The sequence below is a fragment of the Paractinoplanes abujensis genome (genome assembly GCF_014204895.1).
Classification (GTDB): Bacteria; Actinomycetota; Actinomycetes; order Mycobacteriales; family Micromonosporaceae; genus Actinoplanes; species Actinoplanes abujensis.
In genome coordinates this window covers 1,068,799-1,094,554 of record NZ_JACHMF010000001.1, presented here as the reverse complement: position 1 = coordinate 1,094,554, position 25,756 = coordinate 1,068,799, and the positions used below count along the sequence as shown (strand labels likewise).

Here is a 25,756-nt window from a genome sequence, read left to right as displayed (position 1 = left end):
GACACTCCTGCGCTCAACCCCCAGCTTGTATGGTCACGTTGTGGCGGACATTGTGGAAAGTCGCGAGGTTTCGGCACTCCTGTCGGAGCTCACCACTCCGGCGGGGCGAGCGGATCCGTACGGCCACTACACGCGTCTCCGCGAGCTCGGCGCCTTCGTCCGCGCCGACGACGGCACCCTGATCGTGACCCGGTTCGCCGAGTGCGCGGCCGTCGCCCGCGACCACAAGCTGGGCAAGATGCCGGTCGAACTGCTGGCCCACGCCGGCCTGGCCGACTGGGCCGATCACCCCGCGCTGTACGGCTACTTCACGAGCCTGCTGGGCATCAACCCGCCCGACCACACCCGGCTGCGGCGGCTGGTCAGCTCGAGCTTCACGGCCCGGCGGGTGCAGGCGCTGCGCCCGGCCACCGAGCGGATGATCGACGAGCTGATCGACGAGATGGACGGCGCGGCCGACTTCGTCGCGGCGTTCGCGTTCCCGCTGCCGTGCAACGTGATCAGCGAGCTGCTGGGCATCCCGCCCGCCGACCGGGCCCAGTTCCAGCATCTCGTGCAGGACTGGTCGGCGGTGCTCGACGACATCACGCCCGAGGTGCTCTCCAAGGCCAACCCGGCGGCCAAGGCCGTACGGGAATATCTCGCCGCACTGGCCGCCGAGCGGCGCCGCCGGCCGCGGGAGGACCTGATGAGCGCGCTCGTCGGGCACGAGGAAGCCGGTGACCGGCTGACCGAGGACGAGCTGCTGACGATGGCCGGGCTGCTGTTCGCGGCGGGCTTCGAGACCACCACCAACCTGCTCGCCAACGGCCTGGTGGCGCTGCTGGAGCATCCGGAGCAGCGGCCCGACCTGGTCGCCGACCCGGCCTCGGCGGTGCAGGAGCTGCTGCGCTACGACTCGCCGGTGCAGAACATCGACCGTACGGCGCTGGAACCGACGACGGTGGCCGGCGTGACCTTCGAGCCGGGCGACCGGATCGTGGCCTACACCGGCTCGGCCAACCGGGACGCGCGGCGCTTTCCCGACCCGGACCGGCTCGACCTGCGGCGGGGTGACAACACGTCGCTGTCGTTCGGCGGGGGCATGCATTACTGCCTGGGGGCGCCGATGGCCAAGCTGGAGGCGGAGATCGCTTTTCCGCGGCTTTTCGAGCGGCGGCCGGGGCTCGGACTGGCCGCTGGGGCGCAGCGGCGGGACAGCCTGACCATCAGGGGTTTCGACGTGCTGCCGGTGGTCACCCAATAAAGACGCCGCTGCGAATTCCACGGGGGAAGAACTCGCAACGGCGCACTCGGAACATTAGACGACACAGGGCCTTCGTGTCTATCCCGTCCGGGTCACGAGACTCGCTGGACGACGCTGCCGACCAGGCGCTGCCAGTCGGCGTCGAAGTTCGGCGAAGGGCTCGAGGTGTTCAGCCGATAGATCGCGTACGTGTCCACGAGCACGACGTTTCGGCTGCTCAGCACGGCTACCGCGGTGTCCGCCGTGCCGGGGTGGGCCGGGTCGTACTTCTTGTGCCGGATCACCGCGAAGCCCTTCCAGCCCGACTCGTCGAGTGTCTTGATCGCGACGGTTTCGGTGTACGCCGGTTCCGACTTCTCGTCGTTGACGGTGGCCGGCACCGACACGTCGGCCTGGCAGCCGTCGGCGACCGCTCGCAGCGCCGTCTGGGCCGCGGTGGCCAGCGACTCGTCGCCGTAGACGAGCGCGGTCTGCTCCAAGGTCTGGGCGCCCTTCTGCCCCTCGTCCACGAAGGACGCCGCCACCACCTCGCCGCCGGGCGGCACGGAGGGGGCGGTGGTCGTGCCGCCGCAGATGCTCACCAGCCGGTTGGGGTCGGCGCTGGTCTGCGGCGCGGCCCAGGTCGGTCCGATCTCGTCGGCCTGCAGCAGGGCGCCGCGCATGGTGGTGGCGGTGATCAGCCCGGTCGGTTCCGGGGCCGGGTCGTCGTCGCCGGAGCAGCCGGCCACGAGCAGGAGGGCACAGGTCCCGATCACCAGAGCGCGCGCGAACATCGGGCCATAATCCCAGACCCGCGGGCCCGTCCGAGCGCGGTGCCGGAACTACTACGGGACCGATCGACACCATCGCGCTCAGTGAGCGCTCGGGTTAGGTTGTCGGGAGGGAGGGCTCCATGGCTGACATCGACGCGCTGGTCCGGCGGCTGCGCTCCGAGCTGGGCCCCGACCAGGTCATCACCGACCGGCAGGAGCTGCGGACGTACGAGTGCGACGGCCTCGCCCACTACAAGGTCGTCCCGGCCGTGGTCACGTTGCCGCACACCGCCGCTCAAGTCGCGGCCGTGGTCAAGGCGTGCGTGGCAGTGGGCGTGCCGTACGTGGCCCGCGGCTCGGGCACCGGCCTGTCCGGCGGGGCGCTCCCCCACGCCGAGGGCGTGCTGATCGTGACCGCCCAGATGCGCCGCATCCTCGAGGTGGCGCCGCAGGACGAACGGGCCGTCGTCGAGCCCGGCGTGATCAACTTGCAGGTCACGAAGGCGGCCACCCCGCACGGTTACTACTACGCGCCCGACCCGTCGAGCCAGCAGATCTGCTCGATCGGCGGCAACGTGGCGGAGAACTCGGGCGGCGCACACTGCCTCAAGTACGGCTTCACCACCAACCACGTGACCGGGCTGCAGATCGTCGCACCCGGCGGCGAGCTCGTCCGGCTCGGCGGGCGGGCGCCCGACCCGCCGGGTTACGACCTGATGGGCGCGTTCGTCGGGTCCGAGGGCACGCTCGGCATCGCCACCGAGGTGACCGTCAAGCTGACCCGGCTGCCCGAGACCGTGCGCACGCTGCTGGCCGCGTTCGGCAGCGTCGACCAGGCGGGCGCGGCCACGTCGGCGATCATCGGGGCGGGCGTGGTGCCGGCCGCCGTCGAGATGATGGACGCGCTGGCCGTCGAGGCCGCCGAGGCCGCGGTCGCCTGCGGTTACCCGCCCGGCGCGGCGGCCGTGCTGATCGTCGAACTGGACGGGCCCGCGGCCGAGGTCGAGGCGCAGTTCGAGCAGGTCACCGCGTTGTGCGAGGCGAACGGCGCGTTCGAGATCCGGATCGCGGCCGACGATGCGGAACGGGCACTGTTCTGGAAGGGCCGCAAATCGGCGTTCGCAGCCGTGGGCCGGATCAGCCCCGACTACATCGTGCAGGACGGCGTGATCCCGCGGACGGCGCTGCCCGAGGTGCTCCGGCGCATCTCGGAGGTGGCCACGGCCCACGGCGTACGGGTGGCCAACGTCTTTCACGCCGGGGACGGCAACCTGCATCCGCTCGTGCTGTTCGACGCCCGCGTCGAGGGTGAGGCCGAGCGGGCCGAGACCGTGTCGGGCGCGATCATCGACCTCTGCATCGAGTACGGCGGTTCGATCACCGGCGAGCACGGCGTGGGCATGGACAAGGCGAAATACATGCCGCGGATGTTCGGGCCCGCCGACCTGGAGACGATGCAGCTGGTGCGGTGCGCGTTCGACCCGCTGACCCTGTCGAACCCGGGCAAGATCTTTCCTACGCCACGGTTGTGCGGCGAGAAGCCCGGCTCCGATCTGCGGGAGCGTTTCCCGGGCGTGGAGGTCTTCTGATGATCGAGGATCTCACGCGCCCGGCGACCGGGGACGATCACGTCGGCGGGGTGCCGGCCCGCCTGGTCGCCGAACCGGCCACGACCGAGGAGGCGGCCGCGGTGGTGGCCGCCGCCCGGGATCTGACAGTGGTGGTGCGGGGCGGCGGCACGAAGATCCACTGGGGTCCTCCCCCGCGCGCGCTCGACCTGATCATCGACACGCGGCGGCTGGCCGGGATGGTCGAGCACGCCGCGGGCGACCTGATCACCGTGCTGCGGGCGGGCACACCGCTCGACGATCTCGACCTGGGCGATCAGCAGCTGGCCCTGGACCACCCGCCGGGGGCCACGGTGGGCGGCACGGTGGCCACGGCGACCAGCGGGCCCCGCCGCATGCACTACGGGACAGCGCGCGACCTGCTGATCGGCATCACCGTGGTGCGGCCCGACGGCACGATCACCAAGGCCGGCGGCAAGGTCGTCAAGAACGTGGCGGGCTACGACCTGGGCAAGCTCTACACCGGGTCGTACGGGACCCTGGGGCTGATCACCGAGTGCGTGTTCCGCCTGCACCCGCGGCCGCAGGCGCACGCGTACGTGCGGTCGACCGCCCCGGCCCAGGCCGTGCCCTCGATCCTGGCCGCCCGGGTGGCGCCGGCCGCGATCGAGGTCGACTCGGCCACGGGCGAGCTCGCCGTCCTGATCGAGGGCACGCCGGAGGGCGTACAGGAAAGGGCCGCACTGGTCGGGAAGCTGCTGGCGGGAGAGATCGCCGAGCAGCCGCCGGGGTGGTGGGGCGTGCCGCCGTGGAGCGCGGACGGGATCGGCATGAAGCTGTCGGTGCCCCTGTCGAAGGTGCCGGCGCTGCTCGACGCGGATGCGGACGTGCGCGGGTCGGCCGGCACGGGGGTGCTGTACGCCGCGGCGCGCGACATCACCGACGTGGAACGGTTGCGGGCCTTGTGCGTGCGCGGGGGTGGGCACGCGGTCGTGCTGACGGCGCCGGCGCCCGTCCGCGACATCCTGGACATGTGGGGACCGGTTCCGGGTCTCGCGCTGATGCGAAGGGTGAAGGACCAGTTCGATCCCGGGCACCGCTTCGCTCCGGGGCGATTCGTAGGAGGCATCTAGTGGTCGACGCGACGTGGGGAACCGGGGAACCGCCGCGGGATGTGCTCGGCCCGCTGGAGTCCGGGGCGTTCGACGACCACCATCCGCCGCGGGCCGAACTGGTCGCGGACTGTGTGCACTGCGGTTTCTGCCTGACCACCTGCCCTACGTACGTGCTGTGGGGCGCCGAAGCCGATTCGCCGCGCGGGCGCATCTACCTGATCAACGAAGGTCTCAACGGGGAGCCGCTGAGCGATTCGATGGTGTCCCACTTCGACAAATGCCTGGGCTGCATGTCGTGCGTGACCGCGTGCCCGTCCGGCGTGCAGTACGACAAACTCATCGAGGACACCCGGGCCCAGGTCGAACGGCGCTATTCGCGCGGACCGGCCGATTCGCTGCTGCGGAAGGCCATTTTCGCGGTGTTCCCCTATCCCCGCCGGCTGCGGCTGCTCCGCGGGCCCCTACGGGCGTACCAGAAAACAGGTCTGCAGAAACTGGTGGCCCGCAGCGGTTTGCTGGACCGGCTGGGCCCCACACTGTCCACCCTGGAATCGCTCGCGCCGCAACTGCGCAAAGTGCCCTCCCCACCGCGCCGGGTGGCGGCCCGCGGCACCCGGCGCGCAGTCGTCGGCATGCTGACCGGCTGCGTGCAGGGCGCATTCTTCCCCGAAGTCAATTCGGCCACCGTACGCATTCTGGCCGCCGAGGGCTGCGACGTGGTGATCCCGGCCGGTCAGGGCTGCTGCGGCGCGCTCAGCGCGCACAACGGGCGCCGCGAGGAAGCGCTCGGATTCGCCCGCCGGCTGATCGACACCTTCGCCCGTACGGGCATGGACTATTTCGTCGTCAACGCGGCCGGCTGCGGCTCGTCCCTCAAGGAATACGGCGAACTGCTGGCCGACGACCCGGTCTACGCACCCCGCGCCGCGGCTTTCGCAGCCAAGGTGCGCGACCTGGCGGAACTGCTGGACGAACTGGGCCCGGTGGCCCCGCGGCACCCGCTGCCGATCACGGTGGCCTATCACGACGCCTGCCATCTGGGGCACGCCCAGGGCATCCGCGCCCAGCCGAGGGCGCTGCTGCGCGGCATCCCCGAACTCGAGCTGCGCGAAATCGCCGACCCCGAGCTGTGCTGCGGCTCGGCCGGCATCTGGAACATCCTCAACCCGGTGCCCGCAGCCGAACTGGGCGACCGCAAAGCGGCGAACATCCTGGCCACGGGCGCCGCACTGCTCGTCACGGCGAACCCGGGTTGCCTGATGCAGGTCGCCGCCGCGCTACGCCGCCAAGGCACCGAGCTGGCCATGGCCCACACGGCCCAGGTCCTCGACGCCTCGATCCGCAACCTGGGCGCCGCCACCTTGGTCCAAGCCCGGAGCACATGATCACATTGGTGGGCGCCGATCACCTCCCCCTATGCTCCCAGCATGACCGACCCGCTGCCGATCATTGCTGGGCTCCACGCCGGTGAGACTTTCTCGTCCGGCTGGCGGGCCTTCGGACCGGCATCCGGTCAGCACCTCGCCCACCTCGAATACGAGATCGCCGGAGCGCTCGAGATCCGACTGGACACTCATCGGCTACGCAGCCTCGAATCAGGCATAGACATCGTCCTGGACGAAGCTGCCGGCACAGCTCCGCTCGCGGTGGAGATAAAGGTCTGGGGAACCAGGTCCTTCGGAAAGAACTGGCGCAACCGGGTGAACGAGCTGCTCGGCACGTCAGTCCGGGTCCGGCGCAGCTTTCCCGGCGGCACGCGCCTCGCCCTCGTGGCAATCCTGATCGACGACGAGGGGACGGCTTCGTCCGAGCGGCTGCCCTCGGGGGCGTCTCGGTCATCTCATGTCGCCCAGCAGCTTTCGGGAGTCCTGTCCGAGAGACGTGACGGAGCCGGCTTTGATCGAGTGATCCTCGGTTTGGCAGTCGAGCGCGGCTCGAGATGGGTCTCGGTCACGTCGGACGGCGCTCCCGCAGAACTGCGCGATTTCGCTGAAGCGATGGATCAGATCGCCGAGACCGCACGAGTCAAGAGCGATCAAGCTGCGCCGGATCCCTCCGGACCAGGAAACGAGGGTACTGGTCTCTCCCCGCGCATCCTGCTGGTGGCAGGCGAGTGGAAGTCGTCCAAAGGCGGCATATCAACCTTCAACCGGGACCTGGCGGTAGCGTTCGCCGAAGCTGGCTGCGAAGTACACGTCATGCTGCCGCAAACCGATCCCACTGAACGAGATCTCGCCCTGAAATCGGGAGTCACCCTAGTGGTACCGCCCACGGTGCCCGGACTCAGAGGAACCGAGGCGCTGCTGACTCGTCCCCGGTTCGAGTCCGATGAGTATGTGCCGGATGTGATCGTCGGGCACGGACGAATCCTGGGGCCTTACGCTTATGCCCTGCAAAGCTCGTTCTTCGGACAGGCGAAACGCGTGCATTTCGTCCACACCGATGCCGAACTGCTGGAATCGGCCAAGGAGAAATCCGGCGGCCCGTCGCGGATGCTCACCGCGGAGGAGCGGCAGCGTGTCGAGACCGAGTTGGCAGTCTCAGCCGACCTCGTCGCCGGCGTCGGGCCGTTGCTTGCCGAGTCCATCGAACACGCCATGCGAGGGTGGCCACACACAAGGCCGCGCGTCTTGAACTTCCTCCCCGGGTTGCGCGATTGGGGCGCGACAGTGGATCCGGCCGACGTCTCGCCCCGGCGACAAGTTCTGCTCGTCGCCAGGGCCGAGGACATGCATTCCAAGGGCATCCACATCGCCGTGTCGGCCATGTTGAAGGTTGTCGAACGCCTCCAGTCGAATCGGTACGGGAGACCGATCCTCGTGGTCAGAGGTGTACCCGCGGATGAGGCCGACGCGGTGAAAGCTCGGATCGACGAGATCCTGTCGCCTCACGTCGAAGTCGTCCTTCGCCGATACTCGACCGACGAGACCGCTCTGAAGCTGGATTTGTGGCAGTCGCGCGTCGTTGTCATGCCCTCCCGCCATGAGGGCTTCGGCCTGGCCGCCTACGAGGCGATCGCTGCCGCTGTTCCCGTCCTCGTCAGTGCGGACAGTGGACTCGCGAGACTGCTGATCGAAAAAGTCCACGACGGCGAGAGAGGTCTGCCGCGAGAAGTGTTGCCTGTCCGCGGCGACGACGACGCGATCGTTGAGACCTGGGCGAACGCGCTGGTTGAGACACTCCGTGATCCGGAGGCGGCATTCTCGCGAGCAGCTTTCGTACGCCGGGCGCTGGCCGCCGACATCAGTTGGGAAGACTCCGTGCAACAGGTCCTGTGCGCTTTGGGCAGTCACCGATCGCACAACTGCGCGGTATCGGCGGCTACCAAGGTGTAGCGCCGGGGTGGTGCTTACGTGCAGCACCCCGGTTGCTCACGTCATGCCCGCTCGATGGTGCTTCGTTCGACGCAGAACTCGTTGCCCTCGGGGTCCTGCATGGTGACCCAGCCCAGGCCGTCGGGGGTGCGGTGGTCCTCGAAGAGCTTGGCGCCCAGGGCGGTCAGACGGTCGACCTCCTCGTCGCGGGTGCGTTCGTCGGGCATCCAGTCGATGTGCAGGCGGTTCTTCACCGTCTTGGCCTCGGGCACCCGGATGAACAGCAGGCCGGGCACGGGCGCGGGGGCCTCGATCAGCACCTCGTCGTCGCCGGGCTCGTCGTCGTCACCGAGCGGCCAGCCGGTGACAGCGCTCCAGAAGCGGGCCAGCTCGTAAGGCTCGGAACTGTCGATCGTGAGGTGTCGCAGGATCATGGTCCCGATCCTAGAGATCCGGCTCCGCTCGTGTCGGCTGCGCTGTGAATGGCGAAGCACGGATACCGCAGTCCGAGCCACCGGCCGCCCGGACGGACTTGGGATCAGCGGCCCAAGGGGCGGTGACGGACGCGCCGGGCCCAGTCAGGGGCGCACAACGACGGGTTCCCCCGCCGCGCCGGCGTAGGCGCTCCGGCCGCCGGGGACGTCTCGCGGGCTGTGGCCAGACGTCCCCGGGCGACCGGAGCCGGGAGGAAACTCAGCCGATGGCGAAGCTCGGGTGCGGCGGCTGGTTGTAGGCGGTGTTCTGCCAGGCGAGGGCCTCGCGGTACTGGATGTCGTGCAGCAGTGTCAGTACCCGGCGGTCGGTCGGGATGGGGGTCGAGTAGATGCGCAGCGCGGTGTTGTCGGACGTGGGCCAGATGACCTCTTCGCGCCAGTCGCCGAGCAGGTCGCCGCTGAGTGACGGGGTCGCCTTGGTGCCGTTGCTGGAGTGCACACCCGACGCGGTGAGCAGGCGGGTGTCCGACGACGTGCCGTACTTGTCGATCCGGGTCTGGTCGAGCAGTTCGCGTTGCGCGTCGCCGTCCCACCAGATCACGAAGTTGGCCGAGCTCGGTTTGCGCGAGGACACGACGGCACCCGAGGGACTCCGTACGCCGTCGGCCGCCGACGACCACGACTCCGCGCCGGGGCTTGCGGCCCAGATATCGGCCGACACGCCGCGCCCGTTGTCCCCGTTCGCCGGTGTGCTCCACAGGATCTGTCCCGTACGGGCGTCGGCGAACCACGACGACGGCTTGCTGGAGTCCTCGTCGACTTTGAAGACCTCCAGGCCCGTACGGGACGGGTCGAGATCACCGACGTGCAGCGCGTCGCCGTGCCCGTACGTGGTGTTCCACAGTTTCGCGCCGTTGTCGTCGATGGCCAGCGACCCGTACACGATCTCGTCCCGGCCGTCGCGGTCCACGTCGGCCACGGAGAGCTGGTGGTTGCCCTGGCCCGCGGTGCCGCTGTTGGTCGAGCTGTTGCTGTCGAACGTCCACCGGCGGGTCAGCGTGCCGTTGCGGAAGTCCCAGGCCACGACGACGCTGCGGGTGTAGTAGCCGCGCGCCATGATCAGGCTGGGGCGGCTGCCGTCGAGGTAGGCCGTGCCGGCCAGGAACCGGTCGACCCGGTTGCCGTACGAGTCGCCCCAGCTCGACACCGTGCCGCGCGGGGGCACGTAGTCGACGGTGGACAGCGCGGCCCCGGTGCGGCCGTCGAACATCGTCAGGTATTCGGGGCCGGTGAGCACGTAGCCCGACGAGTTGCGGTGGTCGGCGCTCGCCGAGCCGATCACCTGCCCGGTGCCCGAGACGGTGGCGTCGGCGGTCTTCATGGCCACCTCGGCCCGGCCGTCGCCGTCGTAGTCGTACACCTGGAACTGGGTGTAGTGGGCCCCGGCGCGGATGTTGCGGCCCAGGTTGATGCGCCACAGCCGGGTGCCGTCGAGCTTGTAGCCGTCGACGTAGACGGGGTCGGTGACGCCGGACTGCGAGTTGTCCTTGGCGTTGAGCGGCTCCCACTTGAGCACCAGGTCGAGCCGGCCGTCGCCGTCGAGGTCACCCGTGCTCGCGTCGTTGGCGGCGTACAGGGAGCTGTTGGGGTTCTGGATCGGCACGTCCAGGTAGCCGTTGGCGAAGCTGAGCGACGGGCCCTCCGCGGCCTGCTCGGTGCCGCCGAGAACAGCCCGTACGGTGTAGGACGCGTTCGCCGCGGCGCCGGAGTCGAGGTAGTTGGTCGAGCCCGTGATCGGCGCCGCGTTGAGTTTGGTCGTGCCGCGGTAGACGTTGAAGCCGATGCCGGAGGGGTCGGTGGCCAGCCAGCGCCAGCTGACCAGGTTGGCCGAGCCGGAGCGGACGCTGATCACGCCGCGGTCGAGGCGTTCCCGCTGCTTGCCGTCCGCGGGTGCGACCGTGGTGGGCGGTGTTGTGGGGGGTGCAGTCGTGGGGGCCGTGGTGGGCGGTGTCGTCGGCGTGGTTCCGCCTGTGCAGGCGACGCCGTTGAGGCTGAACGAGGCCGGGGGCGTGGCGTCGCCGGTCGCGTTGAAGCCGAAGCTCACGGAGCCGTTGGTCGCTATTGAAGCGTTCCAACCGGCGTCGCGCACCGACACCTGGGCGCCGTTCTGGGTCACCGAGCCGTTCCAGAGCTGGCTGATCGCCTGGCCGCCGGGGAAGGCGAAGGTGAGCGTCCAGCCGTTGACGGGGTCGCCCAGGTTGACGACCTCGACGCCGGCGCCGAAGCCGCCCGGCCAGTTGCTCGCCACGGAGTAGCGCACCTGGCATCCGGCGGCCGCGTCGGCCCTGGTCGCGACCATGATCCCCGCGCCGGCGGTGGCGACGGCGAGGACGGCCGCGATCTTTCCTCTTCTGGCCACGAGTGGTGTCCTTAGATCGAGGGGGATAAATGGGAGCGTTCCCAGGGTGGCTTGTTGCCGCGCTGTGGTCAAGGTTGGAATGGGAGCGCTCCCATGTCATCATGCGGAAATCCACCGTTATCAATCAGCCCCCGAGGTGCCCATGCTCCGACTCCGAACGGCCCTCCCCCGCCGGTCCCGCCCAGCCGTCGCGCCCGCTCCGGCCGCCGCCCGGCCCCACCGGCCCGGCGAACAGCCCGGGCGGGCCGATGGTCGCCGGCGGCGGCTGGCCGTACTGGCCGCCGCGACCGCCCTCCTGTCCACCGGCGCGGTCAGCGCCGCCAGCCGGGCCGACGCCGCGGTCGGATGTCAGGTTCGCTACACGGTGTCGAACTCGTGGCAGGGTGGCTTCGGCGCGGCCGTCGACATCACCAACCTGGGCGACCCCGTCAACGGCTGGGCGCTGACCTTCGCCTTCCCGGCCGGCCAGACGATCACCCAGCTGTGGAACGGCACCGCCACCCAGTCCGGAGCCGGGGTCACCGTCCGCAACGCCTCCTGGAACGGCGCGCTGGCCACCAACGGCACCGCGAGCTTCGGGTTCAACGGCTCGTGGACCGGCAGCAACCCCGTACCGTCGGCGTTCGCCCTCAACGGCGTGGCGTGTACTGGCGCAACCGTGCCCACGACACCCCCGCCGACCACTCCCCCGACGACGCCACCGACCACCCCGCCCACCGGTTCCGCGGTCAAAATCATGGCGCTGGGTGACTCGATCACCGGCTCACCCGGCTGCTGGCGCGCCCTGCTCTGGCAGAAACTGCCCGCGGCCAAGGTCGACTTCGTGGGCACGCTCCCCGGCCAGGGCTGCGGTTTCCCGTACGACGGCGAGAACGAGGGTCACGGCGGCGCACTGGTGTCGGCCGTGGCCGCCCAGGACCAGCTGGTCGGCTGGCTCGCGGCGAGCAAGCCCGACGTCGTGCTGATGCACTTCGGCACCAACGACGTGTGGAGCAATTTCGCACCCGAGACGATCCTGGCCGCGTACACGAAGCTGGTCGGTCAGATGCGCGCGTCCAACCCCGGCATGAAGATCCTGGTCGCTCAGATCATCCCGATGAACGCTTCCAACTGCGCCGAATGCGGCCGGCGCGTCGTCGACCTGAACGCGGCCATCCCGGCCTGGGCCGCGGGCCTGTCCACCGCGGCGTCCCCGATCAAGGTCGTCGACCAGTGGACCGGTTTCGTCCCGGCCACCGACACGTACGACGGCGTCCACCCCAACGACGCCGGCAACGCCAAGATCGCCGACCGCTGGTACCCGGCCGTCAGCGCCCTGCTCCCGTAGGGCCGAGCCCGGTCCGGGCGGGTGCGGGTGACCGCGCCGACCTCCGGGGGCCCCGGCCTGTCGCCCCGGCGGCAGGCCGGGGGTCACCGCTCGAGCGATGTCACGGCCGGCCCGGACTCAGCGCCAGGCGCAGGTGACGTCCAAGTAGGGCGGGGCCGCCGCCGAGGAGGCCTGCGGGCCGGAGAGCTGGCGGCGGATCGTCTCGCCCTGCTGCAGGCTCTTCCCGCTCCACGTCCACCGGGTCTCCACCGTCGCGGCGGCCACGATCGCGCCGGTGCGCGGGTCGCGGGTGAAGCCGGCCGAGCCCGACACCAGTTCGGGGCGGCCGTCGCCGTTGCTGTCGGAACAACCGATCCCGGCCGTACGGGCCAGGGTCGACGCGGTCGCGAAGCTCTGCTCGATCAGGACCAGCCCGTCGGAGGTCAGCGAGAGCAGGCGCACCGCGGGGCCGGTGCGCAGCGCGACCTCCTCGCCCGGCTCACCGTCCAGATCGAGGCTGTCCAGCAGTTCCGGGCGGTCGAACGGCAGCAGCACGTCGGAGGTGCGGCCGGCGGCCAGCACCGCGCGCGCCGTCCAGCGGTCACCCCGCTGGTAGACGACCAGGGTGTCCGTGCGGCCGTCGCCGTCGAGGTCGGTGCGGGCGATGCTGCGGCAGACCGAGTCGGGCGGGACGAACGCGTTGGCCGGTGTCTCCCCGCAGGTCACCGGGCCCAGCCCGGCCAGTCTCCGGGCCTCCGCGGCCGGGAAGTCGCCGGGCGGGATGCCCGCGACCAGCGACGTCCAGGTGCCGTCGAGCGCGATGCACAGGCGGTAGTCGGTGCCGCCGGCCGCCGTCTGGCGCACGATGCCGACGTCCTCGGGTGGCAGGCCCAGGTCGGCCAGGCGGGCCGGATAGGTGAGCAGGCCGGAGTCGGCCAGGCCGTAGACGTAGCCGTCGCGTGAGGTCTCGTCGCACGGCCAGCGCAGCGGCGGGGTGGTCACCAGCGCGGCCACGGCGCCGGTCACGCGCGGGCCGGTGAGCCCGGTGCCGGCGTACGTGAGGCCGCTCGGCGGGAGCGCGTCGGTCAGCGTGTCGCGCTGGGCCGCCGCGTACAGGCGCTCCTGGGTGGAGACGACGGCCGCGGGAATGGACCCGCCGGGCTCGTTGAGGGCCTTGCGCGGGATGACCGGGCTGCGCCGGGCCACGACACGCCACTCGTCGGGCTCGGCCGGGCGGGACGCGACGACCCCGGTCAGGCCGCGGATCGCCGCGATCACGGACCCCCGGACGTCGGCCCGGTCGGCTCGGGCCTGATTCTCCGGGGCGCCCTCGCCGAGGACGGGCACGGCGTCGAAGGCGTCGCTCACGCAGGAGGCCAGCCGCCCGTCCAGCCCGTCCGGGGGCAGAGCCAGAGCGCACCGCACGGCGGTGACCGTGACCTCGGCCGGGACGAACGCGGAGCTCATCACGTCGACGAGGTATTCGGCCCGGGTGACGTCGGGCCCCGTACGGGCGACGAAGTCGATGCTGTCGTAGTTGCCGGGCAGCGACACGTCGAGCACGCCGTGACCGGGCAGGAACGTGTAGTCGCGGTCGGCCTCGGCCAGTTTGCGCCACGCGGTCTCGGCCGCGCTGGCCCGGTTGGGCTGGGCCACGGCGAGCGGGGGATAACCACCGAGCCGGGCGAACCGGCCGGATGCGGAACCGTTGGCCACGCGCATCAGGGCCGACCGGTCGGCGGCGCCCGCGGCCACGCAGGCCCTCGCGGCGGCGCCCTCGACGTGGGCGGTCCAGCGGTCGGAGGGGGTGGTGCCGCAATCCGGTTCGGGTGCTTCGTAAGCGCCTCCGCCTTCGCCGGTCGGGTCGGGCGCCGACACGACGGCCCGGCCCGCCGAGAAGATCGACAGGTGCCCGACGGTCGTGGTGATCGTGCCCGCGGTGCGGTCGACGATCCCGCCCTCGCTGCTCCACACCCGGTGGCCGTCGCGCGACACGACGGTGACCAGGCCGCCGTCCTCAGCCTCCGCGCGCAGCGGCAGGGTGATCGTGGCCGAGGTGCGCAGCGTGCCCGCGCCGAGCGTGATCGCGACCGGCTCGGCCAGCCAGGTGAGCCCGTCCGGGGCCTCGATGCTCGGGCGCGGCACGATCCGGACCTCGGTGTCGGCGGTGACCGCGCCCGGCGCGAACCGGACCGACACCCCGTCGCCGGTCATGACCGTGCCCCCGGCGGCCGCCGTGATCCGGGCGATCGTCGCCGGCGACCGCAGCGACCAGACGATGACGCCGCCCGCCGCCAGCAGCACGACCGCCGCCAGGGCGGCCAGGGCCACGCGCACGTTGCTCCTCCAGGATCCCGGGGGACCCACGGTAGGAAGCGCGCTCAAGTGCGGTGAACCTCCGGTCGGGCACGACCGTGCGTCTATTCGACGGCAAGTTCTCCCAGTTCGGACCAGCCGTCCTGATCAACAGTCTGACTGACGATCTTGGGTGTTTCCGACAGATACTGTGGCAGATCCCGCTGGGCCTGCTGGAAGTGGGCCGACCCGACGTGGGCCGCGCCCGCGTCGCCGTCGCGGAACGCCTCCACCAGCACGTACTCGTTGGCGTCGTCGAGGCTGCGCGACCAGTCGAACCAGAGGCAGCCCGGCTCGGCCCGGGTGGCCTCGGTGAACGCCCGGGAGATCTCGGGCCAGCGGTCCGCGTGCTCCGGCTTCACCGGGAACTTGGCGGTAATGAAGATCATGGTGATGCCTCCCCAGGTGGATCCCGTCCAGGGTGCGTAGCCGACGGCTCAGTGCGTGAGTTCGGGTTCCGATGATGACAGCGGCGTTTCGTCTTCCTCTCGCGGGCCGCGGTCGAGCTTCGACGGCCACCACATCCACCGGCCCACGTCCAGGTTGAGCGCGGTCACCAGCACCGAGCGCACGATCAGCGTGTCGAGCAAGACGCCGAAGGCCACCGCGAACCCGATCTCGACGAACGCGACCAGCGGCAGGCTGGCCAGCGCGGCGAACGTGCCGGCGAGCACGATGCCGGCCGAGGTGATCACGCCGCCGGTCGCGGCCAGGCCGATCAGCGCACCGCGCCGGGTGCCGTGCTGCACCGCCTCCTCCCGTACGCGGGTCATCAGGAAGATGTTGTAGTCGATGCCCAGGGCGACCAGGAACACGAAGACGAACAGCGGGAACGACGTGTCCTCGGCCGGGAAGTCGAACAGGTAGCGGAACGCCAGCACGCTCACGCCGAGCGCGGCCGCGAACGACAGCACCACCGTCGCGATCAGGATCAGCGGGGCCACGATCGCCCGCAGCAGCAGGCCCAGGATGACCAGCACGACCAGCAGCACCAGGGGAATGATCAGCCGGTTGTCGTGCCGGTTGGCGTCGTTGATGTCGACCACCACCGCGGTGTAGCCACCGACCTTGGCGTCGGCGCCGGGTATCGCGTGCAGCGTTTTCCGGGCCTGTTCGACCGTACGCTGGGCGGCCGCGCTGTCGGGCGGGTCGGCCAGCGTGCCGTCGATCAGCGCGAGACCGCCCTTCTGCACGGGCTGGGCGACCTCGCTGATGCCCGGCACGGCGGCGAGTTCCCGGCTCACCTGCTCGGCGCTCGACGCGTTGGCGACGACGGAGACGGGCTGGCCCCCACCGGCGGGGAAGTGCCGGGCCAGCGCCTCTTCGGCGACCGTGGACGGCTGCTCGGTGGTGAACTGCTCGGCCGAGGTCAGCCCGACCGCGTTGGACTGCAGCAGGCCCAGCGCCATCGCGCCCAGCACCACCGCGGTGCCGATCCAGACCGCACGCGGGCGGCGCGCGACCCGGCCCCCGAGCCGGGCCCACAGACCGGTCGCGGTCGGCTCGGCGGTGCCGTAGCGGGGGCGGACCGGCCAGAACAACCACCGGCCGCAGATCACCAGCAGGGCCGGCAGCAAAGTGACCATGGCGCCCAGGCCGACGGCGATGCCGATCGCGGCCACCGGGCCCAGACCGGCGGTCGAGTTGAGCTCGGCCAGCGACAGGCAGAGCATGCCGACGACCACGGTGGCGGCGCTGGCGATGATCGCGGGACCGGCCCGGTGCAGGGCGAACTGCATCGCCTCGTGCCGGTCGGAGTGGCGGCGCAGTTCCTCCCGATATCGGGCGACCAGCAAGAGCGCGTAGTCGGTGCCGGCCCCGAAGACCAGCACCGTGAGGATGCCCGCGCTCTGCGCGTTCACCGCCAGGCCGGCGTACTTGGCGAGCAGGTAGATGACCGCCTGCGAGCTGGTCAGGGCCACGCCCGCGGTGATGATCGGCAGAAGCCACAACACCGGGCTGCGGTACGTGACGAGCAGGATGATCGCCACGACGGCGAGCGTGGTGTAGAGCAGGGTGCCGTCGATGCCCGCGAACGCCCCGGCCGAGTCGGCGGCCGACGCCACCGGGCCGGCCAGGTAGACGTCGAGGCCCGGCGGTGCGCCGTTCTCGGCGGTGGCGGTGATCGCGTTGGCGATGTCGGGCAGCGCGTCCCAGCCGTCGTCGGTGATCTTGACGGGCACGATGACCTGGATGGCCGCCTTGTCCGTGCTCGGGACCGGCCCGATGATGCTCTCGTCGACGACGCTGTCGACGGTCTTCATGCCGGCCACGTCGGCCCGGGCCTTCGCGAGGTCGGCCGGCGTCAGCGGGCCGCCCGTCCGCTCGTAGACGACGATCGCCGGGGCGATGTCGTCCGGCTGGAACTGTCTCTGCAGGTCGGCGACCTGGGTTGCCTCCGCCCCACCGGGCAGCCATGCCGAATTGTCATTTTTCTCGACGCTGGTCAGCTTTCCCGCCAGCGGCGCCGTCAGAAGAAGAATGCCGATCCACAAGGCGAGCACGATCCACTTCGACCTACGGCCGCAGACCAGTCTCGCCACCCCACCCGTAGCCATCTCGAATCCCCCCGAGACACCGGTGCATGACGGGCGGAGCCTAAGCCCGCCCCGGTCACCGGCCAACACTTCTCAGGGTTAACTCAGGGGAATTCCAGCTCCGCAGGTCCACTGTGTCCAGCCAAAACGGCATACGTCCCTGGGTCGCGGGGGCCAAGGTCATTTCGGCATAATCTTTCGGGTGACCAATTGGGAATTCGCGCGGCTCGAGTACCGCGCCGCCGGCACGCTCGGCGCGGACCGGTTCATGGACTGGACGGCGACCTTCCACCACCCGGGCGGCGTGCTGCGCTGGGGAACCGACGAGCGCTTCGACGACCTGCGCCACCTGAACCGGGCGGGCGCGGCCGGCTGGCAGGCCTACGACCGGGCCGCCATGCACGTGCACAACGAGCCGCACCGGCTGAGCAGCGTCACTTATTCCATGCGGCGGCCCGTGCCGTAAAGCTAGTGTCTCCTGCGTGAGCAGGGAGACCGGACGCAAACTGATCGCCTCGAACAAGAAGGCGCGGCACGACTACGCCGTTCTCAAGACGTACGAGGCGGGTCTCGTGCTGGCCGGCACCGAGGTGAAATCGCTGCGGGAGGGCCGGGCGTCGCTGGTCGACGCGTTCGCCCAGGAGCACGAGGGCGAGATCATGCTGTACGGGCTGCACATCGCGGAGTACGGCTACGGCAGCTGGACCAACCACGCGCCGCGCCGCACCCGCAAGCTGCTGCTGCACAAGGCCGAGATCGTGAAGATCCTGGCCCAGCTGCGCGACGGCAACGGGCTCACTTTGGTGCCGCTGTCGATGTACTTCAGCGAGGGCTGGGCCAAGGTCGAGCTCGGCCTGGCGCGCGGCCTCCGGTCGTACGACAAACGCCAGGTGCTGGCCGCGAAGGACGCGCAGAAGGAGATCGCGCGCGAGATGGGCCGCCGTCTGAAGGGCCGCACCCGCTAACACCTACAGTGATCAAGTGGAATTCGGACTCGATACCTTCGGCGACGTCACCGTCGACGAGCACGGCCAGAAGCTGCCGTACGCGCAAGTGATCCGCAACGTCGTCGAGCAGGCAGTGCTCGCCGACCGCCTCGGCATCGACGGCTTCGGCCTGGGCGAGCACCACCGCGACGACTTCGCGGTCTCCTCCCCCGAGGTCGTGCTGGCCGCCATCGCCGCCCGCACCGAGCGCATCCGGCTGGGCACCGCGGTCACCGTGCTCAGCTCGGACGACCCGGTCCGCGTCTTCGAGCGCTTCGCCACGCTCGACGCGGTCTCGAACGGCCGGGCCGAGATCATCCTGGGCCGCGGCTCGTTCACCGAGTCGTTCCCGCTGTTCGGCTACGACCTGACCGACTACGAGCGGCTCTTCGAGGAGAAGGCCGACCTGATGGCCAAGCTGCTGTCCGAGGGCCCGGTCACCTGGTCGGGCACGGTCCGGCCGCCCCTGACCGAGCAGCAGGTCTACCCCAAGACCGAGTCGGGCCGCATCCGTACGTGGATCGGGGTCGGCGGCAGCCCCGAGTCGGTGGTCCGCGCGGCGCAGCACGGCCTGCCCCTGGTGCTGGCGATCATCGGCGGCGAGCCGGTCCGGTTCGCGCCCTACGTCGAGCTCTACCAGCGTGCGCTCAAGGAGTTCGAGCAGCCCGAGCAGCCGGTCGCCGTGCACTGCCCGGGCTTCGTGGCCGAGACGGACGAGGAAGCCGTCGAGCTCCTGTGGCCGCACGCGCGGAACATGCTCAACCGGATCGGCCGCGAGCGGGGCTGGCCGCCGCTGAGCCGCGACAAGTTCGAGATCGACGTCCGCGACGGCGCCTGGCACGTCGGCTCGCCCGAGACCGTCGCCCAGAAGGTCGCGCACACGATCAAGCACCTCGGCATCCAGCGCTTCGACCTCAAGTACTCGGCCGGCACGCTGCCCCACGAGCACATGCTGAAAGCCATTTCCCTGTACGGCGAGCAGGTCGTCCCGCGGGTGAAGGAGCTGCTGGCGTAGCCGCGCACGAGAAAGGGCCGGCTGAGCAGCCGGCCCTTACTGCTACGCGGTGTTACTCGTTGTCGGCGTTCTTGTCGTCGTCCTCGGCGAACTTACCGACCTTGTGCAGCTGGCACAGGGGGAGGTACTTGCCCTTGCACAGGTCGGCCTCGGGAATGTACTTGTCGTCCACCACGACCGCGTTGATGTTCTTGAGCGTGATCGGCTTCGGCGTCAGGCTGATGAAGGGGACGTAGCCGCCGGACTCGGGGTCCTTGATGACGCCGTCGACGCCCGGGTCCTCGCCCTTGAACAGCTGGATCGCCACGCGAGCGGCGTTCTGCGCCTCGTCCCGCACGGCCTTGTAGACCGTCATGCACTGCTCGCCGGTCAGCAGGTTCTGCAGGCCCTCGAGCGTGGCGTCCTGGCCGGTGACCGGCACGGCGCCGCTGCGCTTGTACTTGCGGAGCACCTTGATCACCGCGTCGGCGATGCCGTCGTTGGCCGCGAGCACACCGCTGATCTGCGGCGTCTGCTGCAGCATCTGCTCGAAGATCTTGCCGGCTTCCTCGGGGTCCCAGTCCGGCACCCACTGGGCCGGGCCCTTGGTGTACGACGCCTTGTCGTAGTTCTGGTTGAGCACGCTCTCGTAGCCCTGCTTGAACAGCGTGGCGTTGTTGTCCGAGGGGGAGCCGTTGAGCTGGGCGATCAGCGGGTTGCGGGCCCCCTTGGCGGTCAGGCACTTCTGCAGCCCGTAGCCCTGGTACTCGCCGACCTGCACGTTGTTGAAGCTGACGTAGTAGTTGGCGTTGCCGTTGAGGGTGAGGCGGTCGTAGTCGATCGTCGGGATCTTCTTCTCGCGCGCCTTGGCCAGCACCGCGCGGCCGCTCTCGGAGTCGAGGTTCGCGATCATCAGCACCTTGACGCCGCCGTTGATCATGCCGTCGGCGATCTGCTGGAACCGCGCGCGGTCACCCTGAGCGTTCTGGATTTCGACTTCGACCTTGGCCGCGTCGAACGCCGCCTGGAGGTACTTCGGGTCCTCGTCGCGCCAGCGGTTCGAGCTCTCGGTGTCGGGCAGGATCACCCCGACCCGGGCCTTGCCGTTACCGCCGCCCGTAGTGCCCCCGCCACTACTCGCGTCGCCGGAATCGCCGGAGTCGGTACACGCAGTCATGGTGGCCGACGCCATCAGGCCGACGACGGCGACGGCCAGCAGTTTCTTGCGCATTTGCGGAAGCTTCCTCTCCGGGTGGAACTTCGACCTGTGTAAGGCTCCGCACGGGTCGCCCAAGTATCAGGCAGACGCGGCGCGCCCGACAGGGGGTACGGCACCGGAGAGAAAAATAGTTCATTTCCCGTCCGTAAGCACCCTCGCGTTACGTTCGGTATCGGTAATTGTGATCTTTTGCTGGTCAGCGACCATGCCCGGGAGGAAAAACTGTCCATCAGGACGTTCACCCCGACCGGACGCCGCCCGAGGTCGTCCATTCGGTCTGGTGCGGCCTTAGAACGGAACACTTTCCGCCCGGCTCGAATACGCAGAGCAAATTAACGACTACCAGGAGCTAATTCCCGCGGCGCCGTTTCTACCAGGGGACGACGGCGTAGTTCTTCAGCAGCACCCCGTGCACCGGCTGCCCGGCCTCCCCCAGCCGTACGGGGTGATAGATCCGCGCCGCGGCGTCGACCACGTCCAGGGGTGGACGCCACCCGGCGGCGGCCCGGCGCACCCGGACCTCGGCCGGGTTCTCGTCGGTGATCCACCCGGTGTCGACGCCGCACATGTGCACGTCCTTGCGGGCCAGGTCGGGCGCGGCGACCCGGGTCAGCATGTTGAGCGCGGCCTTGCTGACCGACGTGTGGGGGTGCCTTTCCGGCCCCGGGTCACCGGCGGCGAACCAGCCCTCGCGACCGGTCACGTTCACCACGTACCGGCGCTGCTCGCCCGGCGCCGTCAATGCCCCGTGCAGCCGATCCACCAGCAGGAACGGCGCCACGACATTGACCAGCTGCACCTCGAGCAGCTCGACCGGATCGATCCCGCCGATCCGCGCGTTCCACGAGTTCGTGGCGCCGGCGACGATCAGCGCGCCGGTCGCGTCGGTGCCGGCGAGTTCGAGCGCGGCACCCCACTCCGGCGGCGCCGCGCCGGGGCGGTAACCCGGCACGGTCTCGACGGCCCGGCGGTCCCGCGCGGCCAGCAGTTCGGCCGCCACCAGAGGCTGGTAGGCCCAGTCGGGCCGGCGCACGGTCTGGGCCGCGTTGTTGACCAGGACGTCGAGCCGGCCGCCGCCCGCCAGCAGCTCCGCCAGCGCCAGCACCTGCCGCGGATCGCGCAGGTCGGCCCCGATGACGCGCAGCCGCGACCGCCAGTCACCGGCGTCCGGCTCCCCCGCGTACCGGCGCCGGGCATCGGCCGGGAAACGGGTCACCACGGTGACCGCCGCGCCGTCGCGCAGCAGCTTCAACGCCACCTGAAAGCCGATCTTGACACGGCCGCCGGTGACGACGGCCCGCCGGCCCGTCAGGTCGGTGCGCGCCTCCCGATGCCGCCGGTGCTCGTTGGCGCACTCCGGGCAGAGCGCGTGATAAAAGGCGTCGACCTCCCGGAACCGCCCGCGGCAGGCGTAACACCGGCGATCCCGCCGGGTCCGGCCGTTCCGCTCCGAAGCCGTCGCGGCCACGGGGACACCGTCGCCTCGATCCGGCGCCGCCGTCGCCGCGCCCGCCACGACCGCCCTGTCCCCCGCCGCGGTCCGCCGCCGCCGCTCGGCCCGGCGCAGCCGCTGCGCGTCCTTGACCAGCCCGTCCACCGCACGCTGCACCCGCAGCCGCACCGGGTCGTCGACCGGCAGCCCGCGAACCTCGTCCAGCACCCGCAGCGCGGCCTCGATCTCGTCGCCGTCCATCGCCACCCCCGGGTCGTCGCGGACGGTGGGCCGGGCCGGACTCGAACCGGCGTCCTCCGCATGAGCAGTGCGGCGCGTCAACCTCTGCGCTACCGGCCACCTCGCAGGGGTGGGACCCGACCGGACTCGAACCGGCATCCTCCGCCTTGACAGGGCGGCGCGACTACCCCTGCGCTACAGGTCCCACCTTGCGCGAGATCGTACCGGGCCCGCTCGGCGCCCTGCGAACGATTAACCACCCGTGTGGATCGCTCACCGGCCTCGCGCGTGGGTCACAATGCGGGGATGTCACTGACCAGCCGGGCGGCCACCCGCGATGATCTGGACGTGCTGAAGGCGATCATGGAGCCGGCCATTGCGGAGCTGCTCAAGGGCTTTCTCGACGCCGACCAGATCCGCAGCAGCGAAGCGATCATGGGGCTGGACACACAGCTGATCGACGACGGCACGTATTTCGTGATCGAGGTGGACGGTGTGCCGGCCGGGTGTGGCGGGTGGAGCCGGCGGGCCACGCTCTACGGCGGTGATCATTCGGCGAGCCGGGATGCGGCGCTGCTCGACCCAGCCCGGGATCCGGCCCGGGTCCGGGCCATGTACACGCATCCGGGGTTCGCCCGCCGCGGGGTGGGGCGGACGATTCTCGGGTTGTGCGAGCGTGCGGCCGCGGCCGAGGGGTTCACGCGGCTGGAGCTGATGGCCACGCTCGCCGGCGAGCCGCTCTATCGCAGCTACGGCTTTGTCGAGGTGGAGCGGACCGAGGACGCCCGTGGGGGCGTCCCCGTGCCGATCGTGCGGATGCGCAAGGACATTTACCGCCATGGTTCCGGGGTATGCCGCCACCCATGACCTTCCTCGGGCAGCCCCGCCCCCTCGCGAACATCTTCGGCGTGGAACTGTGGGAGCGGTTCTCGTTCTACGGCATGCAGGGCATCCTGCTGATCTACCTGTACTACGAGGCCTCGCGGGGCGGGCTCGGCATCGACGAGGGCACGGCGACGAGCGTCGTGGGGGCGTACGGGGGCTCGGTCTATCTGGCCACGGTGGTCGGCGCGTGGCTGGCCGACCGTTTGTTCGGCCCGGAACGGGTGTTGTTCGGCAGCGCGGTCCTGGTGATGGCCGGGCACGTCGCGCTGGCGCTGATCCCGGGGGTCGCCGGCGTGGCGGCCGGTCTGATCATGGTGGCGCTGGGCAACGGCGGCGTGAAGGCGACCGCGACCACGATCGTCGGCCTGCTCTACGAACCCGGCGACGAGCGGCGCGACGCCGGGTTCTCGATCTTTTACCTGGGCATCAACCTGGGCGCGTTCGCCGGGCCGCTGCTGACCGGGCTGCTGCAGCAGGAAGCCGGGTTCCACTGGGGGTTCGGGCTGGCCGCGGTCGGCATGGCGATCGGGCTGACCCAGTACGCCGTCGGTCGTCGCCGGCTGCCGGCGTCGGCGCACGAGGTCGCCAACCCTCTGCCTCGGGCCCGCGTGTGGCCTTTCGTGGCCGCGGCGGTCGTGGTGGCCGGCCTGATCGCGCTGCTCGCCGCGGCCGGGATCATCCGGGCGGACCGCCTGTCGTCGATCGTCGTGGTGCTGTCCGTCCTGGCCGCCGTCGCCTACTTCGTCGTCATTCTGTCCAGCCGGCGCATCGACGCCGGGGAGCGGAACCGCGTCGTGGCCTTCATCCCGATGTTCGTCGCCAGTGCCGCCTTCTGGTCGCTCTACCAGCAGCAGTTCACCGTGGTCACGATCTACTCGGACAAACGGCTCGATCGGAACCTGGGCGGCTGGGAGATGCCGGTCTCCTGGGTCCAGTCGATCAACCCGATCTTCATCATCGTCCTGTCCGGTGTCTTCGCCGCGCTCTGGACCCGCCTCGGCGACCGCCAGCCGTCGACCCCCGTCAAGTTCGCCGCCGGCACCGCCACCATGGGCGTGGCCTTCCTGCTGTTCCTGCCGTTCGCCGGCTCGGCCGGCGTTCCCCTGCTCGGCCTGACCGGCATCCTGTTCGTCTTCACGATCGCCGAACTGCTGCTCTCGCCCGTCGGCTTGTCCCTGTCGACCAAACTGGCCCCGGCGGCCTTCCGCACCCAGATGGTCGCGCTGTTCTACCTGTCGGTCGCCCTCGGCACCGCGCTCTCGGGCACGCTGGCCGGCTTCTACGACGAGGACCACGAGGTTCCCTACTTCGGCATCCTCGGCCTGATCGCCATCGTGCTGGGCGCCGCCCTGCTCACCCTGTCCCCGCTGCTGCGCCGGTTGATGGGCGGCATCCGATAACCCTTTCCCCGTACGTCCCGGGCCTTGGGTCAGCTCACTTCGAGCTGGGCAAAGAGCACGTGGATGTCGGAGTTGACCCAGTACTCGGCCAGCCGGTCGCCGGCGATGCGCAGCGTGTCGGTGCCGGTGAAGGCGATCGGCGTGCCCGGCTCGGCCGTGGCGCCCGGGAAGCCTCCGCCGTACGTGCCGGTCGCGGTCCAGCGGACGGCGAGCAGGTCGTCCTGCGCGATCGGGCCCACCTCGACGGCGAACGTGAGGCTGGTGAACGCGGCCCGGGTCTGCGCGATCCAGCCGGCCAGTCCCTCGGGGCCGGACAGGGCCGAGCCGTCGCCACCGCCCATCAGCGCGGCGTGCACCCGGAAGTCCGGCGTGAGCAGGCCGGCGGCCCGGTCGAGCTCGCCGTTCCAGAGCCGCAGCCAGCCGTCGACGAGCTCGGAAACGTTGGTGGTCATCGCATTCTCCCTGCTGTTCGAGGTCTTGTGCCACGAACGTAGCGAGATCGACGGGCACTTTGGCAGTGCCAGATTTACCTAACACTGTTAAGCAGGCCGTACACTGCCGCCATGAGCTCGCCGTTACGTCAGCGCCGCCGCACCGCGGCCACCCGCGAGATCCTCGACGCCGCACGCGAGCAGATCGGCGTGAGCGGGCCGGCCGGGCTGTCGCTGCGCTCGGTGGCGCGCAGCCTCGAGATGACCGTGCAGGCGCTCTACCACTACTTCCCGAGCCGCGACGAGCTGATCACCACGCTGATCACGGAGGCCTACCTCGACCTGGCCGAGACCGTGGAGGACGCGGTCGCCGCGGCACCCGGCTTCATCCCGGCGGCGACGGCGTTCCGCGCCTGGGCGATCGGGAACGCGCCCATGTTCCAGCTCATCTACGGCACCCCACTGCCGCACTACGAGGCGCCCGACAACGGCCGCACCACCGACGCCTCCCGCCGCCTGGCCTCGGTCTTCGTTCGTGAGCTGTTCGGCCCGTACGCTCCTGAGCAGCTCGCCCGGGCCGACGTGCCGCCACTGAGCGCCGCGCTACGCGACCGGCTGGACGATCTGCCGCCACCCGGCATCGGCACCCTGCCCGCCCCGGCCGTGGCCCTGTTCGTCAGCGTCTGGGGTCACCTGCACGGGCTGGTGACGCTGGAGGCGTTCGGGCACACGGCGTTCATCGGCCCCTTGCAGGCCGAGCTCTTCCAGGGCGCGATGCAGTCGCTGCTGGCCGACGTCCGGCGGCGCATCCCCGCTTAGGCCTCCGGCGGGGCGGCGGCCCCGGCCATCTCGGCGATCGCGACCGCGGCCCGGATGAACGGGTTGGCGGCCAGGTCGGCGATCGTGTTGATGCCGAAGGCCAGGCTCAGGCCCTGCGCCTCCTCGTCGCTGACACCGGCCAGGGCGGCGACCGGGGCGTTGATCAGCTCGCCGATCGCCAGGTCGCGGAAGGGCTCGTCGAGGAGGGCGTCGAGGTTCACGGACACGGGCATGGGCTGGCCTCCGGTGAAATCGAGTAGACGCAGCATTTCACAGTCCACAGTGGCGCGGAAGCGGGGCCACG

General features: G+C 70.5%; 22 protein-coding genes and 2 tRNA genes. 12 read left to right on the top strand and 12 right to left on the bottom strand.

The genetic code is table 11. The features are described 5' to 3' along the window. Positions 1-40: 40 nt before the first annotated feature. Positions 41-1,246, top strand: a complete 1,206-nt coding sequence (locus BKA14_RS04410; RefSeq protein WP_184949652.1) for a cytochrome P450 — start codon at positions 41-43, stop codon at positions 1,244-1,246. Between the two features lie 92 nt (positions 1,247-1,338). Here the strand turns inward: BKA14_RS04410 and BKA14_RS04405 are convergent, their stop codons facing one another. Continuing rightward, entirely contained in the window at positions 1,339-2,019 is a 681-nt protein-coding gene (locus BKA14_RS04405; protein WP_184949651.1) for a hypothetical protein, read from the bottom strand. Between the two features lie 119 nt (positions 2,020-2,138). Between BKA14_RS04405 and BKA14_RS04400 the strand changes: the two genes are divergently transcribed. The 4 genes from BKA14_RS04400 to BKA14_RS04385 are packed head-to-tail and all read left to right on the top strand — an operon-like array spanning position 2,139 to position 8,016. Next, positions 2,139-3,587, top strand: coding sequence for an FAD-linked oxidase C-terminal domain-containing protein (locus tag BKA14_RS04400; protein ID WP_184949650.1), 1,449 nt, complete (start codon positions 2,139-2,141; stop codon positions 3,585-3,587). Beyond that, entirely contained in the window at positions 3,587-4,699 is a 1,113-nt protein-coding gene (locus BKA14_RS44900; protein ID WP_184949649.1) for an FAD-binding oxidoreductase, read from the top strand. Before BKA14_RS04400 ends, BKA14_RS44900 begins: the two co-directional genes overlap by 1 nt. Continuing rightward, positions 4,699-6,066 (top strand): (Fe-S)-binding protein, encoded by a 1,368-nt coding sequence (locus tag BKA14_RS04390; RefSeq protein WP_203722027.1) that lies wholly within the window; start codon positions 4,699-4,701, stop codon positions 6,064-6,066. Before BKA14_RS44900 ends, BKA14_RS04390 begins: the two co-directional genes overlap by 1 nt. Before the next feature lie 42 nt (positions 6,067-6,108). Then, positions 6,109-8,016, top strand: coding sequence for a glycosyltransferase family 4 protein (locus BKA14_RS04385; RefSeq protein WP_184949648.1), 1,908 nt, complete (start codon positions 6,109-6,111; stop codon positions 8,014-8,016). Between the two features lie 41 nt (positions 8,017-8,057). Here the strand turns inward: BKA14_RS04385 and BKA14_RS04380 are convergent, their stop codons facing one another. Continuing rightward, entirely contained in the window at positions 8,058-8,429 is a 372-nt protein-coding gene (locus BKA14_RS04380) for a VOC family protein (protein WP_184949647.1), read from the bottom strand. A 259-nt stretch (positions 8,430-8,688) separates the two neighbouring features. After that, positions 8,689-10,848 carry a rhamnogalacturonan lyase family protein gene (locus BKA14_RS04375; protein ID WP_460885222.1) on the bottom strand — a complete coding sequence of 720 codons (2,160 nt, stop codon included), beginning with the start codon at positions 10,846-10,848 and terminating at the stop codon, positions 8,689-8,691. Between the two features lie 142 nt (positions 10,849-10,990). Between BKA14_RS04375 and BKA14_RS04370 the strand changes: the two genes are divergently transcribed. Then, positions 10,991-12,175 carry a cellulose binding domain-containing protein gene (locus BKA14_RS04370; RefSeq protein WP_184949646.1) on the top strand — a complete coding sequence of 395 codons (1,185 nt, stop codon included), beginning with the start codon at positions 10,991-10,993 and terminating at the stop codon, positions 12,173-12,175. A 117-nt stretch (positions 12,176-12,292) separates the two neighbouring features. Here BKA14_RS04370 and BKA14_RS04365 read toward each other — a convergent pair whose 3' ends face one another. From BKA14_RS04365 to BKA14_RS04355, 3 genes are all read right to left on the bottom strand, one after another. Next, positions 12,293-14,491, bottom strand: coding sequence for a hypothetical protein (locus BKA14_RS04365; protein ID WP_184949645.1), 2,199 nt, complete (start codon positions 14,489-14,491; stop codon positions 12,293-12,295). 83 nt (positions 14,492-14,574) lie between these two features. Continuing rightward, positions 14,575-14,898, bottom strand: coding sequence for a putative quinol monooxygenase (locus BKA14_RS04360; RefSeq protein ID WP_184949644.1), 324 nt, complete (start codon positions 14,896-14,898; stop codon positions 14,575-14,577). Between the two features lie 48 nt (positions 14,899-14,946). Next, positions 14,947-17,067 carry an MMPL family transporter gene (locus BKA14_RS04355; RefSeq protein WP_184949643.1) on the bottom strand — a complete coding sequence of 707 codons (2,121 nt, stop codon included), beginning with the start codon at positions 17,065-17,067 and terminating at the stop codon, positions 14,947-14,949. A gap of 181 nt (positions 17,068-17,248) precedes the next feature. Between BKA14_RS04355 and BKA14_RS04350 the strand changes: the two genes are divergently transcribed. From BKA14_RS04350 to BKA14_RS04340, 3 genes are read left to right on the top strand one after another with little or no spacing between them, the layout of a single operon-like run. Continuing rightward, positions 17,249-17,512, top strand: a complete 264-nt coding sequence (locus BKA14_RS04350) for a hypothetical protein (protein WP_133877323.1) — start codon at positions 17,249-17,251, stop codon at positions 17,510-17,512. Between the two features lie 16 nt (positions 17,513-17,528). Continuing rightward, complete coding sequence (smpB, locus tag BKA14_RS04345; protein WP_184949642.1) at positions 17,529-18,011, top strand: SsrA-binding protein SmpB; 483 nt, start codon at positions 17,529-17,531, stop codon at positions 18,009-18,011. Between the two features lie 16 nt (positions 18,012-18,027). Beyond that, positions 18,028-19,047: an LLM class flavin-dependent oxidoreductase gene (locus BKA14_RS04340; RefSeq protein WP_184949641.1), complete on the top strand. Its 1,020-nt coding sequence runs from the start codon at positions 18,028-18,030 to the stop codon at positions 19,045-19,047. A gap of 52 nt (positions 19,048-19,099) precedes the next feature. On the opposite strand, the gene BKA14_RS04335 is transcribed toward BKA14_RS04340, so the two are convergent. The 4 genes from BKA14_RS04335 to BKA14_RS04320 all read right to left on the bottom strand — a co-directional run bounded on the left by BKA14_RS04335 (position 19,100) and on the right by BKA14_RS04320 (position 22,122). Next, on the bottom strand, positions 19,100-20,257 hold the full coding sequence (locus tag BKA14_RS04335) for a sugar ABC transporter substrate-binding protein (protein ID WP_184949640.1): 1,158 nt from the start codon (positions 20,255-20,257) through the stop codon (positions 19,100-19,102). A gap of 358 nt (positions 20,258-20,615) precedes the next feature. Further along, a complete protein-coding gene (locus BKA14_RS04330; RefSeq protein ID WP_184949638.1) occupies positions 20,616-21,938 on the bottom strand; it encodes an SDR family NAD(P)-dependent oxidoreductase in 1,323 nt (440 codons plus the stop codon). 26 nt (positions 21,939-21,964) lie between these two features. Further along, positions 21,965-22,036: transfer RNA gene (locus tag BKA14_RS04325), tRNA-Ser, on the bottom strand. 13 nt (positions 22,037-22,049) lie between these two features. Beyond that, positions 22,050-22,122: transfer RNA gene (locus BKA14_RS04320), tRNA-Asp, on the bottom strand. Between the two features lie 143 nt (positions 22,123-22,265). Here BKA14_RS04320 and BKA14_RS04315 point away from each other — a divergent pair. Continuing rightward, positions 22,266-22,784 carry a GNAT family N-acetyltransferase gene (locus BKA14_RS04315; RefSeq protein WP_239092500.1) on the top strand — a complete coding sequence of 173 codons (519 nt, stop codon included), beginning with the start codon at positions 22,266-22,268 and terminating at the stop codon, positions 22,782-22,784. Beyond that, on the top strand, positions 22,781-24,202 hold the full coding sequence (locus tag BKA14_RS04310; protein ID WP_239092501.1) for a peptide MFS transporter: 1,422 nt from the start codon (positions 22,781-22,783) through the stop codon (positions 24,200-24,202). The genes BKA14_RS04315 and BKA14_RS04310 overlap by 4 nt, the downstream gene beginning before the upstream one ends. 29 nt (positions 24,203-24,231) lie before the next feature. Here the strand turns inward: BKA14_RS04310 and BKA14_RS04305 are convergent, their stop codons facing one another. Beyond that, a complete protein-coding gene (locus BKA14_RS04305) occupies positions 24,232-24,654 on the bottom strand; it encodes an ester cyclase (RefSeq protein WP_184949635.1) in 423 nt (140 codons plus the stop codon). Between the two features lie 111 nt (positions 24,655-24,765). On the opposite strand from BKA14_RS04305, the gene BKA14_RS04300 reads away from it, so the two are divergent. Further along, positions 24,766-25,452 (top strand): TetR/AcrR family transcriptional regulator, encoded by a 687-nt coding sequence (locus BKA14_RS04300; protein WP_184949634.1) that lies wholly within the window; start codon positions 24,766-24,768, stop codon positions 25,450-25,452. On the opposite strand, the gene BKA14_RS04295 is transcribed toward BKA14_RS04300, so the two are convergent. Further along, the gene (locus BKA14_RS04295; RefSeq protein ID WP_184949633.1) at positions 25,449-25,685 is read right to left on the bottom strand and encodes a hypothetical protein; all 237 of its coding nucleotides are present in this window, start codon (positions 25,683-25,685) and stop codon (positions 25,449-25,451) included. The genes BKA14_RS04300 and BKA14_RS04295 overlap by 4 nt on opposite strands. Positions 25,686-25,756: the final 71 nt, after the last annotated feature.